This window comes from Desulfobacter sp. (assembly GCA_028768545.1).
In the GTDB taxonomy this organism is placed as follows: Bacteria; Desulfobacterota; Desulfobacteria; order Desulfobacterales; family Desulfobacteraceae; genus Desulfobacter.
On record CP054838.1, the window covers coordinates 3,467,966 to 3,483,932 of the forward strand.

At 46.2% G+C, this 15,967-nt stretch carries 15 protein-coding genes, 2 tRNA genes and 2 pseudogenes; all 19 read right to left on the reverse strand.

Going from position 1 to position 15,967, the window contains the following annotated elements; genetic code table 11:
• Window position 1 precedes the first annotated feature (1 nt).
• Window positions 2-190 carry a hypothetical protein gene (locus HUN05_16800; GenBank protein ID WDP86575.1) on the reverse strand — a complete coding sequence of 63 codons (189 nt, stop codon included), beginning with the start codon at window positions 188-190 and terminating at the stop codon, window positions 2-4.
• A 300-nt stretch (window positions 191-490) separates the two neighbouring features.
• Entirely contained in the window at window positions 491-2,692 is a 2,202-nt protein-coding gene (katG, locus tag HUN05_16805) for a catalase/peroxidase HPI (GenBank protein ID WDP86576.1), read from the reverse strand.
• Window positions 2,693-3,438: 746 nt separating this feature from the next.
• Window positions 3,439-3,513: transfer RNA gene (locus tag HUN05_16810), tRNA-Cys, on the reverse strand.
• A 5-nt stretch (window positions 3,514-3,518) separates the two neighbouring features.
• Window positions 3,519-3,593: transfer RNA gene (locus HUN05_16815), tRNA-Gly, on the reverse strand.
• A gap of 55 nt (window positions 3,594-3,648) precedes the next feature.
• Window positions 3,649-4,212, reverse strand: a complete 564-nt coding sequence (gene pgsA, locus HUN05_16820) for a CDP-diacylglycerol--glycerol-3-phosphate 3-phosphatidyltransferase (protein ID WDP86577.1) — start codon at window positions 4,210-4,212, stop codon at window positions 3,649-3,651.
• On the reverse strand, window positions 4,213-4,857 hold the full coding sequence (gene fsa, locus HUN05_16825; GenBank protein WDP86578.1) for a fructose-6-phosphate aldolase: 645 nt from the start codon (window positions 4,855-4,857) through the stop codon (window positions 4,213-4,215).
• Window positions 4,841-5,371: a 2-amino-4-hydroxy-6-hydroxymethyldihydropteridine diphosphokinase gene (folK, locus tag HUN05_16830; protein ID WDP86579.1), complete on the reverse strand. Its 531-nt coding sequence runs from the start codon at window positions 5,369-5,371 to the stop codon at window positions 4,841-4,843. The genes fsa and folK overlap by 17 nt, the downstream gene beginning before the upstream one ends.
• 3 nt (window positions 5,372-5,374) lie before the next feature.
• Window positions 5,375-5,803, reverse strand: coding sequence for a hypothetical protein (locus HUN05_16835; protein ID WDP88111.1), 429 nt, complete (start codon window positions 5,801-5,803; stop codon window positions 5,375-5,377).
• Window positions 5,803-7,182 (reverse strand): argininosuccinate lyase, encoded by a 1,380-nt coding sequence (gene argH / locus HUN05_16840; GenBank protein ID WDP86580.1) that lies wholly within the window; start codon window positions 7,180-7,182, stop codon window positions 5,803-5,805. The genes HUN05_16835 and argH overlap by 1 nt, the downstream gene beginning before the upstream one ends.
• A 26-nt stretch (window positions 7,183-7,208) precedes the next feature.
• Complete coding sequence (gene argF / locus HUN05_16845) at window positions 7,209-8,123, reverse strand: ornithine carbamoyltransferase (GenBank protein ID WDP86581.1); 915 nt, start codon at window positions 8,121-8,123, stop codon at window positions 7,209-7,211.
• Complete coding sequence (locus HUN05_16850) at window positions 8,120-9,316, reverse strand: aspartate aminotransferase family protein (GenBank protein WDP86582.1); 1,197 nt, start codon at window positions 9,314-9,316, stop codon at window positions 8,120-8,122. The genes argF and HUN05_16850 overlap by 4 nt, the downstream gene beginning before the upstream one ends.
• A gap of 12 nt (window positions 9,317-9,328) precedes the next feature.
• Window positions 9,329-10,207, reverse strand: coding sequence for an acetylglutamate kinase (gene argB / locus HUN05_16855; GenBank protein ID WDP86583.1), 879 nt, complete (start codon window positions 10,205-10,207; stop codon window positions 9,329-9,331).
• Window positions 10,204-11,562 (reverse strand): annotated as a pseudogene (gene hslU / locus HUN05_16860) (ATP-dependent protease ATPase subunit HslU). Before hslU ends, argB begins: the two are co-directional and overlap by 4 nt.
• 48 nt (window positions 11,563-11,610) lie before the next feature.
• Entirely contained in the window at window positions 11,611-12,156 is a 546-nt protein-coding gene (gene hslV / locus HUN05_16865; protein WDP86584.1) for an ATP-dependent protease subunit HslV, read from the reverse strand.
• A gap of 4 nt (window positions 12,157-12,160) precedes the next feature.
• Window positions 12,161-13,057 (reverse strand): tyrosine recombinase XerC, encoded by an 897-nt coding sequence (locus HUN05_16870; GenBank protein ID WDP86585.1) that lies wholly within the window; start codon window positions 13,055-13,057, stop codon window positions 12,161-12,163.
• Window positions 13,058-13,060: 3 nt separating this feature from the next.
• Window positions 13,061-13,621 (reverse strand): uracil-DNA glycosylase, encoded by a 561-nt coding sequence (locus HUN05_16875; protein ID WDP86586.1) that lies wholly within the window; start codon window positions 13,619-13,621, stop codon window positions 13,061-13,063.
• A 4-nt stretch (window positions 13,622-13,625) separates the two neighbouring features.
• The gene (coaBC, locus tag HUN05_16880) at window positions 13,626-14,825 is read right to left on the reverse strand and encodes a bifunctional phosphopantothenoylcysteine decarboxylase/phosphopantothenate--cysteine ligase CoaBC (protein ID WDP86587.1); all 1,200 of its coding nucleotides are present in this window, start codon (window positions 14,823-14,825) and stop codon (window positions 13,626-13,628) included.
• Window positions 14,825-15,187: pseudogene (locus tag HUN05_16885) on the reverse strand (hypothetical protein). The gene coaBC and the pseudogene HUN05_16885 overlap by 1 nt, the downstream one beginning before the upstream one ends.
• 375 nt (window positions 15,188-15,562) lie before the next feature.
• The gene (locus HUN05_16890) at window positions 15,563-15,949 is read right to left on the reverse strand and encodes a DUF4124 domain-containing protein (GenBank protein ID WDP86588.1); all 387 of its coding nucleotides are present in this window, start codon (window positions 15,947-15,949) and stop codon (window positions 15,563-15,565) included.
• Window positions 15,950-15,967: the final 18 nt, after the last annotated feature.

Genomic DNA, 15,967 nt, shown 5'->3' on the forward strand with positions numbered 1-15,967 from the left:
TTCAACTGACACAGAATTTTGAACGCCCTCGTATAATCTGGTATTGTTTTGTGCCTTGTTCAAGGTTATGGCTTTTGGCAATTTTTGCAAAATCAGCTTTTGAAGATGAAGAAATCACCACGGTCTTTTTTTCTGTATCCGTAATTGATTCAGGCTCGGTCACGGCCTTCACGATTTCTTCACGAGTCATTGGCCGTCCAAATTTTTTTGCGAAAAACTCATAAGCTTAAATTAAGCCTTATTCCTTTGTTTGAATTTATGGGTTAAAGCAGGTGACACGTTAGTAATTATCTTATTTTTAGTCAAGGAAAGTATCTTTTTGTGTAAAATTTTATACGAAAACACCTATCTCATTGACAAGGTCAGATCTGAAAATTTCCTGGCTGTTCAATTCAGCGTAAAAAACATCTCATTAAATGTTCATTCAAAGATACCTTTGACCGATATTCAATCGGCCAAAGGCATCTTTTGTTATGAATTTACAGCATCTTTATTGCTCAAGATCGTAACGGTCAAGATTCATAACCTTGTCCCATGCGGCAATAAAATCTTTAATAAATTTTTCCTGGGCATCTTGGCATCCATAGACATCTGAAATGGCCCTCAGTTGAGAGTCTGAGCCAAAAATAAGGTCCACCCGGGTACCAATCCATTTAACCTCTCCTGTTACACGGTCATGGCCGGCAAATAGATTGTCGTCTTCGGGTGTGGGTTTCCATTGAATACCTATATCCAGAAGATTGACAAAAAAATCATTGGACAATACGCCAGGGTTGGCTGTAAAAACCCCATGCCCGGACTGCTCAAAATTAGCATTTAAAACGCGCAGGCCGCCAATGAGAACTGTCATTTCAGGAGCTGTCAGGGTCAGCAGCTGGGCACGATCCACCAGCATTTTTTCTTCAGATACTGCATATTTGGTTTTAAGGTAATTCCGGAATCCGTCGGCCTTTGGTTCCATCACGGCAAATGAAAACGCATCTGTCTGCTCCTGGGAGGCATCTGTTCTTCCAGGGGTAAACGGAACAATAACCTTGTGCCCTGCATTTTTGGCAGCCTGCTCAACCCCAGCGCATCCGCCAAGGACAATCATGTCTGCCAGAGAGACTTTTTTGTTGTTGGATTGGGCCGCGTTAAATTCCTTTTGAATACCCTCATAAATCTTTAAAACACCGGCAAGTTGTTCAGGCTGATTTACCTCCCAGTCTCTTTGCGGCGCAAGCCTGATACGGGCCCCGTTCGCCCCGCCGCGTTTGTCCGAACCCCTGAAGGTGGACGCCGATGCCCAGGCAGTTGAGATCTGTTGGGAAACCGACAGATCCGAGGCCAGAATCCTAGCCTTAAGATCAGCCGTATCCTGAGCATCAATTAAGTCGTGATCTACTGCAGGAACCGGGTCCTGCCATACCAGTTCCTCTTTGGGAACCTCGGGGCCAAGATATCGCGACCGTGGGCCCATATCCCGATGGGTCAGTTTAAACCAGGCCCTTGCAAATGCGTCAGCAAATGCATCTGGATTTTGGTGAAACCGTTGGGCAATTTTTTTATAAACCGGGTCCATTCGAAGAGAAAGATCCGCTGTGGTCATTATGGTGGTCACCCATTTTGACGGATCATGGGCGGCAGGGGCAAGATCCTTTTCATTCGGGCTGACCGGTACCCATTGATAGGCCCCTGCCGGACTTTTTACCAGGTTCCAGTCATAGCCGAACAGCATGTCAAAATATCCCATATCCCATTGAACCGGATCTGGGGTCCAGGCACCTTCTATACCGCTGCTGATGGTGTCATCCCCGTGGCCGCTTTTAAATTTACTCGTCCAGCCCAGTCCCTGTTCTTCAATGTCAGCAGCTTCAGGTTCGGGGCCCACATGGGTTGGACTGCCCGCACCATGACATTTGCCAAAGGTGTGACCACCGGCCACCAGGGCAACGGTCTCCTCATCATCCATGGCCATCCTTGCAAAGGTCTCCCGGACATCTTTGGCGGAAGCCACCGCATCGGGTTCGCCGTTGGGGCCTTCCGGATTTACGTAAATCAGGCCCATCTGAACAGCTGCAAGGGGGTTTTCAAGGTCCCGGTCTCCGGAATAGCGTTTGTCATCGAGCCATTCTGTTTCAGTTCCCCAATAGGTGTCATCTTCGGGCTCGTAGATATCCTCACGCCCGCCCCCAAAACCAAATGTTTTGAACCCCATGGACTCAAGCGCACAATTGCCAGCCAAAATCATCAGGTCTGCCCATGAAATTTTATTGCCGTATTTTTTTTTGATCGGCCAAAGCAGCCGCCTTGCCTTGTCAAGGTTTACATTGTCAGGCCAGCTGTTGATCGGTGCCAGACGCTGATTACCTGATCCGGCACCCCCGCGGCCGTCGTTCATTCGGTATGTACCGGCACTATGCCATGCCATGCGGATAAACAGTCCCCCATAGTGACCGTAATCGGCAGGCCACCAGGCTTGAGAATCTGTCATCAGCGCATAAAGATCTTTTTTAATCCCCTCATAATCCAGGGTTTTAAATTCTTCTTTGTAGTTAAAATCATCTCCCAGGGGATTACTCTTGGAAGAATGCAGATGAAGAATTTTAAGATTTAACCGATCCGGCCACCAGTCTTGATTTGATGTGCCTCTGCCTGCGATGGATGCTTTTGATGCGCCGGTTACCGGGCATTTGATTTCTTCTTTTGACATCTCCTCCCCCTTTCATTTCAGTTAAATGTGGTTTGTAACCTGCGTGGCATTAGTTATGGTGTTAACTAATTTGGCTAAAAGACTTTATTTTATCAAATTTTTTTTAATTGTCCTTAGGATGCTTTTTAAGACCTCGATTTGTGCAGCAGAAATATTTTTGCTCATGGATTGAATATTGGTCTTGGCCAGAGGAATCAGCGTCTGGACCAGTTTGCGCCCTTTGGATGTTAAATAAATCCGTTTGGCTCACCTGTCAACAGGATCTGGTCTGCGAATAACATAGGGCTCTTTTTTAAGCTTTTGAATTAAATTCAGGGCAGACACTTTGCTTTTGTTATACCGGTTGGCTAACTCCTGTTAGGAGATACCATCCGGCTGGCTTAAATGAATAAGAAACACCCACTTCAGTCGTGATATTAAATCCGGCAGCACGAAATCGTTGATTTAAACTCTCCCGCATGTGTTTTTCACAATTGGCTATCAACATAGGGAAAGATTCATTTACATCATATTGGTGCGCTATCTTTTCCATATCGTTAACCTATTAACTTCTTTAGAGATGTCAATAGATCAGGTTTTAATATATGTAAAAGGCCAGTTGGCTATACCTTTTGCATATAATGTACGATTTTAATAATTTTAGATGTTAACAGATTTATTCAAAAATGGGGATGGGTGTGGATGAATAAATATTTCCCCACTAAAAAAGGGTTTCAGAAAAATTTCTGAAACCCTTTGATGTTTTATGGAGGCGGCTTCCGGATTTGAACCGGAGAATAACGGCTTTGCAGGCCGTTGCCTTACCCCTTGGCCAAGCCGCCATGTGTGGAGCGGGAAACGGGATTTGAACCCGCGACTTCGACCTTGGCAAGGTCGCACTCTACCACTGAGTTATTCCCGCTCAGCAACAAAAGTGATTTATATATGGGTCTCTGTTTTTTGTCAATAAAAAAAAGCTAAATCAGAAACTTTTTGGCCTTGAAAAAATAATCAAGGCCGGACCAAAGCGTGAATATCAAGGCACCATATAAGAACAATTCTCCAATGGCATTAAAATTGACGCCAAAATAGGGATAGTGGACAAGCAAGGGGATGATGGCCGCAATTTGAAATCCGGTTTTGTATTTACCCAGCCATGAGGCCTGAACATCCTGGGATTTTTCAATGAGCACACATCTTAAGCCTGTGACACTCAACTCCCTGCCGATGATCACACAGGTGATCCATCCCGGGATAAACCCAAGCTGGGTGAGCATGATCAGAGAGGATGAAACCAGAATCTTGTCTGCCAGCGGGTCTAAAATTTTTCCAAGGCTGGTGACAAGCCCCCGGGTCCGTGCCAGATAACCGTCCAGATAATCGGTAATTGAGGCCAGAGAAAACAATACGGCGGATATAAAGGTGGTGATCCTGTTTTCATACATCAAAAGGACCACGATCACAGGAACCGCAGCAATCCTTGAAATGGTGATAAAATTAGGGGTCAACACCAGGGCTTTTAGCTTTTCCGGCCTGATCATTTATTTATTCTTTTTTTCCCAGTCTGAAAGAAAGGCTTTAATGCCCTTGTCCGTCATGTGATGGCCTGCCAGTTTTTTAAGCACGCCATAGGGAATGGTGGCAATGTCTGCACCCATGAGGGCGGAATCCAACACATGGAGCTGGCTTCTGACCGAGGCAACAATGATCTCTGTTTTAAAATCATAGTTGGCAAAAATCTGGACGATCTCTTCAACCAGGCCCATGCCTTCCTGGGCAAGGTCATCAAGTCGTCCCACAAAAGGGGAAACAAAGGTGGCCCCGGCTTTGGCAGCCATGAGTGCCTGGAGTGCTGAAAAAACCAGGGTAACATTTGTTTTGATCCCTTCCGAGGAAAGGGTTTTAACCGCTTTGAGCCCTTCGACGGTCATGGGGATTTTAACGGTGATATTGTCGGCAATTTTGACAAGTTCCCTGGCCTCTTTGATCATGCCGTCATATTCCAGACTGATCACCTCTGCTGACACAGGGCCCTCTACAATGCTGCAGATTTGGGTGATGATATCCTTGAACTCGCCCTCTTCTTTTGCAATGAGCGAGGGGTTTGTGGTGACCCCGTCCACCATGCCCATGTTGTTGGCGTCCTTGATCTGGTCGATGTTGGCTGTATCAATAAAAAATTTCACGAATCTCCTCCTGGTCCAGGGGTATTACCGCCTGAGCCTGATCTGTTTGTATTTGTTTTAGCAATTCATCCGGACCCAGTCCTAAAATTGGATGAATTTGAGTTTTTCCTATGTCGCACAAAGGTTTTAAGACAAAGCATCTTTCATGCATCCTGGGATGGGGAAGTTCAAGATCTTTGGTCTTAATGACCAAGTTGCTGTAATAAATAATATCAAGGTCTATGATTCTTGGCCCGAACCTGAACGGCTTGCCCTCTTTATCCAGCTTTTTTTCAATCAATTTAAGCTGGTCGAGCAGGATCTTCGGGGTATAAAGGGTGGCAATTTTGACAGCGGCATTTATAAACCAGTCCTGGTCCGTATAGTTCTGGGGCGCTGTTTTGTAAAAATTTGACACTTGGTCGACCTTAAATCCCTTGTCTTTTTCAAGGCATTGAATGGCCAAAGAAAGATTTTTAAGCTTATTGCCCCGGTTTGAACCTATGCTCAGGTATGCCGTGTTCCAGGTTTGCATATCTTATGGAAAATCAATATACAAGGTATCGGAAAATTGACTCTTTATATTGTTTTTACCCATGGCCTGGATCCTGAAATAATAGTGCAGATCCTGATCAAGATCATAGGTAAAGCTTTTGGCGGGCATGGAAACCTTGCCTGCAGATTTGAAAATAAAAGGGCATCCTTCACATCCTTCAAGGGCTTTGGTCGCAACAAATAGCTCAAACCCTTCCGGGGGTATTTTAGCATTTTCAGGGTCAATCTCATGGGTCCAGTTTAAAATCACCTGTCTGTGCTTGAGTGTATATGAAAGATTGGCCGGAGCCGCCAGGATATTGCCCGGTGTCAGGGGGGCAAGGGGCATGCCTTTTTTGCCGCACCCTATGGCAATGGCCAGGATCAATATCAGTAAAGCCAAAAGGACAGAAGGTCTTTTCTTAAAACAGATCACAGATTAAGCTCCTTTTTTGCCGTTTCAAGGGCATGGGCCACATTGTCAAATCCTGTGCCGCCGTATGATACCCGCCTTGCAATCATCTGATCCAGACAGATAAATTCATAGATATCCTCGTCCACAAGGTCTGAAAACATTTTCATTTCATCCAGGGTTAAAGCGTCCAATTCCTTGTCCCGGGTTATGGCAAAGGCAACGGCCTTGCCTGCAACGGCATGGGCCTGCCTAAACGGCATTCCATGGTTTACCAGGTAATCGGCAAAATCCGTGGCATTTAAAAATCCCTGGGAGCATGCCTGACGCATGGTCTCTTTGTGAACCTCGATATTATCAAACATCCGCGTATACACTTCTGTACAAATTTTTAAGGTGTCTACGGTATCGAACAAGGGTTCCTTGTCTTCCTGCATATCTTTATTATAGGCCATGGGCAAGGACTTCATGGTGATAAGAATGGCCACAAGATTTCCCACCACTCTGCCGGTTTTACCCCTGACAAGCTCGGCCACATCCGGATTTTTCTTCTGGGGCATGATCGAAGACCCCGTAGTAAACGCATCGGAAATGGTAATAAAGGAAAATTCAGAGGAAGACCAGAGGATCAGCTCTTCTGACAGCCTGGACAGATGGATCATGCAGATTGAGGCATGGGAAATGAATTCCATGACAAAATCCCGGTCCGATACCGAATCAATGCTGTTTTCAGAGACCCGGGCAAATTCAAGCAGGTCACAGGTATAATGCCGGTCAATGGGGAAGGTCGTGCCGGCCAGGGCCGCAGCTCCAAGGGGCATAACATCCACCCGTTTTAAAGAATCTTCAAACCGTTGCACATCCCTTTTGATCATCTCGTAATAGGCCAGAAGGTGGTGGGCAAAAAGAACGGGCTGGGCCCGCTGCATATGGGTATACCCCGGCATCACCGTTTCTTTGTGATTTAAAGCCAGGCGGACAATGGCGGCCTGAAATCCTTTGAGCATCTCTATGATGTTCAGGGTTTCTTGTTTCAGGTAAATTCTGATATCCAGGGCCACCTGGTCGTTTCTGCTCCGGCCGGTATGAAGTTTTTTAGCCACCCTGCCGCAGACCTCTCCTAAAGCTGATTCCACGTGCATGTGGATATCTTCAAGGCTGTCTGACAGCAAAATTTTATCCTGATCCATCTGGGTTTCTACTGTCTTAAGCCCCTGGACAAGCGTCTTGGCCTCATCAGCGGTGATCATCCCCTTGTGGGCCATCATTTTTAAATGGGCAATGGAGCCTTTAATATCACTGGGATAGAGTCGTTTGTCCACATCAATGGATGCATTAAATTTTTCCACCAATTTATCAGTGGATTGGGAGAATCTGCCGCCCCATAATTTTTCACTCATGAATCTAATCTACCTTATTTTGATCCTTATTTTAAAATCAGGCTTTCCAAAATGGCCTTGTGCATATGCCTTTTATTTTCAGCCTGGTCCCAGAATGCACCGTTTTCAGCTTCAAGAACAGACTCTGAAATCTCTTCTCCCCTGTGGGCCGGAAGGCAGTGAAGCACAAGTGCATCTGATTTGGCTGATTTTAAAAGTGTCTCATTCACCTGAAACCCTTTGAAAGCGGCCAACCGTCCTTCAAGCTGTTCTTCTTCGCCCATGCTGGCCCAGACGTCGGTATAGACCACATCTGCATTTTTCACGGCCTCTTTGGGATCGTTGGTCAACTGGATATTGTCCATGGTGTCAGCACCTGAAGCGTCAAGGATTTCTGATTTAATAGGGTGCTTTTCAGGACAGGCAAGGGACAGGTCAAGACCTAGCACACTTGCCGCATTGATCCAGGAATTTGCCACATTGTTGCCGTCCCCCACCCAGGCGATTTTGACCCCTTTATATCCGCCTTTATGCTCGATCACCGTCATGATATCGCTTAGAATCTGGCAGGGATGAAAAGAATCGGTCAGGGCATTGATTACCGGAATTGTAGAACTTGCGGCAAATTCTTCTACCAGGTCATGGTCAAAGGTTCTCATGGCCAGGCAGTCAATATACCGGGACAGAACACGGGCCGTGTCCTTGGCCGGTTCATTTCTAGAAATCTGGGTGTCCTGGGTGGACATATAAATGGGGTGTCCCCCCATCTGAATCATGGCTGTTTCAAATGCGATCCGGGTCCTTGTGGACTTTTTATCAAATATCAGGCCCAGGGTTTTCCCGGCCAAAAGGGATTCTAATATCCCTTTTTGGTGCCTTTTTTTTAGTTTTATAGCACGCTCAAACAAATGTTCAAAATCATTCAGTTCAAGATCCAGCAAGGATAATAAATCTTTTTTCAATGGTTTTCCCCCATAAGCAGGCTCTCTAATGCTGCCACTAGTCGGTCAATATCTTGTTTTTCTATAATTAAGGGCGGTGCAAACCTTAAAATTTTATCCTGAATGCCGTTAATTATAAATCCTTTTTTAAAACATCCCGCAACAAAATCGCCGGCACCTATACCAGGTTCAAGCTCAAGGGCCATGCCGAGCAACAGCCCTTTTCCTCTGATATCCTTAACCTGGGAGTATTTCTTTTTTAACTCTAAAAGTCTGGTTTTAAAATACGCTCCCTTTTCTCTGACAGATTCAAGAAAACCTGGATCTGAAATAAGGGTCAGCACTTCAAGGGCGGCAGCTGTGGCAAGCGGGGTCCCCCCGAAGGTGGTGCCGTGACTGCCCAAATCAAACCCTTTGGCCGCCTCTGAGGTGGCCAGCATTGCACCGATTGGAATGCCGTTGGCCAGTGCTTTGGCCAGGGTCATGATATCCGGGGTGATCCCATAGGACTCATGGGCGAACAAGGTACCGCATCTGCCCATGCCGCACTGGATCTCATCCAGAATCAACAAGGTGCCGGTCTCATTGCAAAGATGTCGCACCTTGGAAAGATACTCCTGATTTGCCGGAACAACTCCACCCTCTCCTTGCACCGGTTCCAGCAGAACCGCACATACCGTGTCGTCCATCTGGTTTTTAAGGGCATTAATATCATTAAACGGCACATGGGTAAACCCTTCAAGCAGAGGAGAAAACCCTTTTTTGATTTTGTCCTGGCCTGTGGCGCTTAAAGTGGCCATGGTACGACCGTGAAAACTCTGGTTCATCGTAATGATCCTGAACCGGTTTTTGTCCCCTTTTTGGTAAAAGTACCTTCGGGCAAGTTTGATGGCCGCCTCGTTGGCCTCAGCTCCGGAATTGGCAAAAAACACCCGGTCTGCAAAGCTTTTTTCAACCAAAGCCTGGGCCAGTTGGGCCTGGGGCTGGGTATAAAAAAGATTGGAAACATGAACCAGGGTGGATGCCTGGGCTTTGATCGCTCTGGTGATGGCCGGGTGGCAATGCCCGAGATTGCAGACACTGATGCCGGCCAGAAAATCGGTGTAAACCTTTCCCTGGTCATCTGTTAACTTGCAGCCCTCTCCTTTTACAAAGGGGTGGCCCTGGCGAAGATATGTTTTAAAAATATAATTTTCTGTATTTTGAATGCTCACGTTTTTCCCTTTCTATTGTGTAAATAACTGAGTACCAATGCCTGAATCCGTGAACAATTCAAGCAACACCCCATGGGAAATTTTTCCATTGATGATATGGGACTTTTTCACCCCTGCTTTTAAGGCGGACAACCCGCATTCGACTTTTGGGATCATCCCGCCGCTGATCTCTTTGATCTGGATCATTTTTTTTATCTGGCCGTCATCCACGGAAGAGACCAGTTTTTTGTTCCCATCCAGCACCCCGTCCACATCGGTCACCAGGATGAGCCGTTCGGCATTGAGAGCTGCTGCAATCTGTGAGGCCACCACATCGGCATTGATATTATAAGTCTCTCCTTTGCTGCCGATGCCCACAGGCGCAATAATGGGGATAAAGCCCTGGGTGGTCAGGGTGTGAATAATTTCAGGATTAATCCGTGCCACATCCCCAACCATGCCCGGATCTATGATTTCAGGGGGTTTATCCCCGTTTTCCTGAACATAAATTTTCATTTTTTCGGCCAGGATCAATCCTCCGTCCTTGCCGGTGAGTCCCACCGCACGGCCCCCTTCCCTGTTGATCCGTGCAACAATATCCTTGTTGACCTTTCCGCCCAGAACCATTTCCACCACATCCATGGTCGCATCATCCGTATACCGCATCCCCCGGATAAATGTGGAGGTGATACCCATGGCCTTGAGCACCTCGTTGATCTGGGGTCCGCCCCCGTGAACCACCACAGGATTGAGACCAATGGTTTTGAGCAGAATAATATCATTGGCAAAATCCTGCTTTAACTGCTCGTCCACCATGGCATGGCCACCGTATTTAATCACAACGGTTTTATTGGAAAATTGCCTGATATAAGGCAGGGCCTCGATTAAAATGTCTGCAACGGTCTGGCTCATAGGATATACCTGCTCAAGTCTTCATCTTTTACAATATTCATAAGCTGTTTTGACACAAACTCGGCATCAATACTGATCTGTTTTTCATCCACATCAGGTGCATGGAACAAGATATCTTCCAATAACTTTTCCATGAGGGTGTGCAGCCGCCTTGCTCCGATATTTTCGGTACTGGCGTTTACTTCAACCGCAATGTCAGCAATTTTTTCTATGACATCCTGGGTAAAACTCAAATTCACCCCTTCTGTTCTCAAAAGGGCAATGTACTGAAGCACCAATGCATTTTTCGGCTCGGTCAAGATTCGTGTAAACTCATTGGCGCCCAAGGAGTTGAGTTCCACCCGGATGGGAAATCTGCCCTGGAGTTCAGGAATCAGATCCGATGGTTTTGACACGTGAAAAGCGCCCGAGGCAATAAATAGAATATGGTCTGTTTTAACCGTATCGTATTTGGTGGGCACGGAGCTGCCCTCTACAATCGGCAGAAGATCGCGCTGCACTCCTTCTTTGGAAACTTCGGGTCCCTGGCTTTTTTCCTTGCCCGCAATCTTGTCAATCTCATCGATAAAGATAATGCCTGCCTGCTCAACCATGGTGATGGCGTCGGTTTTAACCCGTTCCATGTCCACCAGAAGACCAGCCTCTTCCTGGGTGATAATCTTGAGGGCTTCTTTCACGGTCAGATGCCGCCTTTTCGTATTTTTCGGCATGAGATTGCCCAGCATATCCTTGACATTGATACCCATTTCCTCCATGCCCGTATTTGAAAAAATTTCAACCATGGGGGATGATTTATCCGTGACATCCAGGTCAATTTTGCGCTTGTCCAGTTTGCCGTTTAACAGCATTTTTCTCAGCTTTTCCCGGGTACCGGCATTGGCCTTTTCTTCTGGAGGAAGATCTTGTGATTTATTTTCAAAAGGATGCCCTGAAGAATCCGCATCAGGCAAGAGAAGATCTAAAATTCGTTCCTGGGCAATTTTACCGGCCCTTTCCTGTACCGCATCCTGCTGCCTTACCCTGAGTGTGTTCACGGTGAGTTCAACCAGATCCCGGATCATGGATTCCACATCCCTGCCCACATATCCGACTTCGGTAAATTTAGAGGCTTCCACCTTTTAAAAAGGAGAATCGGCAAGATTGGCCAGGCGTCTTGCAATCTCGGTCTTGCCCACACCTGTGGGGCCGATGAGAATAATATTTTTAGGCGCAATCTCATCCTGGAGATCCTTTTCAAGCTGCCTGCGCCTCCATCGATTTCGAAGGGCAATGGCCACAGATTTTTTAGCATCATTCTGGCCGATAATATAGGTGTCAAGTTCGGTAACGATCTGCTGGGGTTTTAAATCTTTCATCTTAAAATGTCTCGCTGGGCAATGGTTACTTGCCCTAAATTCCCTTGTTTATGATTCTATTTCTTGGATTGTAATATGATGATTTGTGTATATACACAGATCACCGGCTATTTTCATGGCCTTTTCAACAATCTGTCTGGGGGTCATCTGGGTGTTTTCATTCAATGCAATGGCTGCGGACTGGGCAGAGATGGAGCCCGAACCAATGCTGATCACCCCGTCATCAGGTTCAATCACATCTCCGTTGCCTGAAAGCAGATAGGTATTGTCCTTGTCCGCGGCAATCATCATGGCTTCCAAGCGGCGCAGATATTTATCCGTGCGCCATTCCCTTGCAAGCTCCACACATGCCCGGGTCAGACTGCCGTTGTATTGTTCAAGTTTTTGCTCAAGTTTTTCAGAGAGGGTCAGGGCATCTGCCGTGGCGCCTGCAAATCCGGTGATGATTTTGTCATTATAAATTCGGCGGACCTTTTTGGCCTTGTGTTTGGTCACAATATTGCCCAAGGTCACCTGGCCGTCACCTGCCACCACTACCGTGTTTTTACGGCGCATGGCAAGAATGGTGGTGCCGTGAAATGTTTCATTGGTCATATTCTCAACTCCTGGGATGTGCTTTGTCATATACCTGCATCAACCTGTCCATGCTCACATGGGTATAAATCTGTGTGGTCGACAGGCTTGCATGGCCTAAGATTTCCTGGATCCCTCTTAAATCAGCACCGGAATCCAGCATATGGGTGGCAAAAGAATGCCTTAGGGTATGGGGTGAAATTTTAGTTTCAAGTCCGCATTCCTGAACTATCTTGTCAAGAATGCGGCGGATGGACCTTTGGCTCAGCCGTCGATGGTCTTTGTTCAAAAATACCGCCTCTCCGGGTTCCAAAATTTGGGTCCTGTAATATTTAATGGCGTTCAATGCCCTTTGGCCAACCGGAATCACCCTTTCCTTACTTCCTTTGCCAAAGACTCTAATCATTTGGGTTTTAAAGTCAATATCTTTGATGTTCATACCGTGAATTTCAGAAATACGCATGCCGGTTGAATAAAAGGTTTCAAACATGGCAAGGTTTCGTTTGTCCATCCAGGAATCGGTCTTTATACCGTCCAAGAGCCTGAACAGATCATCAATACAGAGAAACTGGGGGATTTTTTTTTCCTTTTTAGGAAATGGAATGGCATCGGCAGGATTGATTTTGATCTCCCCTGACCTGACCATATAATCAAAAAAAGACTTTAGGGCTGAAAGCCGCCTTGCCATGGTGGCCTTGGATTTTTTTTTATTGACCATCAATGCCAGGTATTTACGGACAATTTGTTTGTCCACCTGGCCGGCCTTTTTTTTAAAATCATCCTCGGTCCATGACTCTTGGGCAAAAATTATTTTAAGACAAAAACCCATGAAATCAAGGACATCTGACCGATAGGCCCGAAGGGTGTGGGCAGAATACCCTTTTTCTGCTTCAAGGGTCTGGATAAATCCTTTGACCAGCATGATCTATAGCCCGGCCTCGGACATGACCTGTTTCATATCATCCCAGACCTCCCGCTTGAGCACAGGATTTTTAATCAGTGCTTTAGGGTGGTGGGTGGCCATGAGTCGGATCCCGTTAAAGGGAATAAAACAGCCTCGAACCTCTTTTAGATTCTTTTTTTTGTCGACCAAAGCCCTATAGGCGTTTTCACCTAAAGTGACAATGAATTGGGTGCCGTGGGTTTTCACATGATAACCAATCTGCTCAGGATCTGCTGCATTGCAGATATACACCTGCTCTGTGCGAAGATGCATGGCAGATAAAATTTTAACAAGCAGCTGCCCTGAAGGACCTTCAAAAAAACTTGCCTCGCTGTCCACGATCATCAGTTTGGCATCAAGGGGGCCGCGGCCGATAAACCGCTGATTTTGCCAGGCAGAACCCGTCCAGGAATCAATGGTTTTTTTTGATCTTTGGGATAAAACGATCTCCTGGTTGCCAAGTTCCCTTTGGACCTTAAGATACTGGGATAAATCTTCTAAAAGGGTAAGAAACCGGGTGGGGATATCTTGGGATGCGGCCATGGGATCAGCCCATCTTTTCCAAGACAGCATCCAAAAGGGTATGTGCCACCTTGAATTTGTCCATCATGGGTAAGTCCTGTACCAAACCGTCCCTTGAAAAGATCTTGACTTTATTGGTGTCAGACTTGAATCCTGAATCTGTGCCGCCCACAAGGTTGGCAACAATCATGTCCAGGTTTTTTTGTTCCATTTTGGCGAGGGCATGGGTTTCAAGGTCGTTGGTTTCCGCTGCAAACCCCACCAGAAACTGTTTGTTTTTTTTCTGCTGGCCAATGGTTTTGAGAATATCCAAATTTTGGGCCATCTCCAAGGTTAATCCATTGGCAGCCCCTGTTTTTTTAATTTTTTTGTTTTGCTTGGACACGGGTTTGTAATCGGCCACGGCCGCAACTTTAATGATGATATCAGCCGGGTCCAACCGATCGAGCATGGCTTTGGCCATCTGGTCACAGCTTTCAACACAGATCTGGTCAACGCCCACAGGAGCGGACAGATTGACCGGACCCGAGACCAGGGAGACCTGTGCCCCTCTGTTTTCAGCAGCCCTGGCAATGGCGTATCCCATCTTGCCTGAAGAATGATTGCTGATGTACCTGACAGGATCAATGGCTTCCACGGTAGGACCTGCCGACACCAGAATCTTTTTACCCTTTAAATCCTTTTGGGTTAAAAGGGCCTTGAGACGATCCAAAATAAACCAGGGCTCAGGCAGACGGCCTGCGCCCACGGTTTTGCAGGCCAGGGCCCCTGAATCCGGATCAATGATCTGCATCCCGGATTTTTCAAGAAGATCAAGATTCTGCTGGACCCTGATATTTTCATACATGGCTGAATTCATGGAAGGACATATCATCACAGGACAGGTCACGGCCATCATGGTGGTGGTCAGTCCATCATCTGCAATACCATGGGCAAGCTTGCCTATGATATTGGCCGTGGCCGGAGCAATAACAGCTACCCGGGAACGGGACGCCACATCAATGTGGGTGACCGAAGATCGGGTATCAGTCCAAAGATCGGATAAGACCTCATTTTCCGATAAAACCTCAAAGGTGGTTTTGCCGACAAACCGGGTGGCGGCCTGAGTCATTGCAACGGTGACCTGGGCTCCTGCTTTTTTAAACAACCGGAGCAGTTCAACGGATTTATAGGCGGCAATCCCGCCGGTGACTCCCAGAAGAATATGTTTGTCTTTAATATCCATTAGTATGTCAGGGTCTTTGATTTTCCAAGAGAAGATGATTCAAGGGTCGGGGCCACCCCGATTTCCACATAGGTATAAAATTGTTCGTCACGGATGGTAATCACGGCACACCTGGATCGTTTATGATACACCATGATGGTGGTTTCCGGAGATTTAATCCTGGAAATCACTTCCCAATTGTCCTTTTCCATATTGTTGGAGAAAAAATTATACAATGAGGTGGAATCCACCCGTCCTTTGAGTGTAAGAATACCTGACCGATACCCGGGGGTTGAAATGATCATGGTTCTGTTTTTTACAATGCTAAGCTCCAACGGAACGAGTACATCTTCAAAATCATGGTAAACGGCTGTGGGTTTTTTAAGTTCAGCATCCTGTTTATCCGCTGCTGCCGGAGGCGGGGTATCCTCGGGTTTTGATGCTCCGGTATTAAACATGCACCCTGAAGCCAAAAGGCATGAAAGGATGACAAGGCAAAGAAAGATAACAGGTCGAATAGAATAAGGGTGTTTCATTTTTCCTCCAGATTAATCAAATGGTGCAAATGGTGCAAATGGTCTTTTATCTAAAACGAATTGTACTAAAAGTCAATTGATGGGAATGAAAGGCAGATAAAAATGAGACCGTAACTTTTGTGACAGTCTCATTTTATTTTTTGCTAAAATAGATTTAGTCTTGTTGATGAGTCCTTTGGCGGTAGTCGGCAAGCTTTTCTTTATAAATATTTATTCTTTGATTTATAAGAGTCCTTTTTCATTGTAGGCGTTTTGATCCTCTAAGGTATTAATGCCGGGCTTCATCGCTTCAAGCTCTATCTTTTGATTATCCAAGGCTATTTGCTCGTCAAGAATCCAGTTTTTTAGGGCAGTTAAATCCGCATCAGATGCTTTGTCAATTTTCCGTGGGTCTGTTTGCTTTTTTTCAGGGTTGCTCCTGGGCTGAGCAGGACTTGTAATGGTTTTATATCGAATTAATTTTTCCCGTTGAGCTTGTGGAATTTTTGAAAGATCATCCGTAAATAGCGTATTGCCCTGCCCGTCTGTATATTTATAAAATTCGGCATTTAGGGTAGCCGACAAAATCATAAAAAGGATGACGGCGGCAGATAAAATTTTGGTTTTCAATGGTAAGCCTCCTGTGGC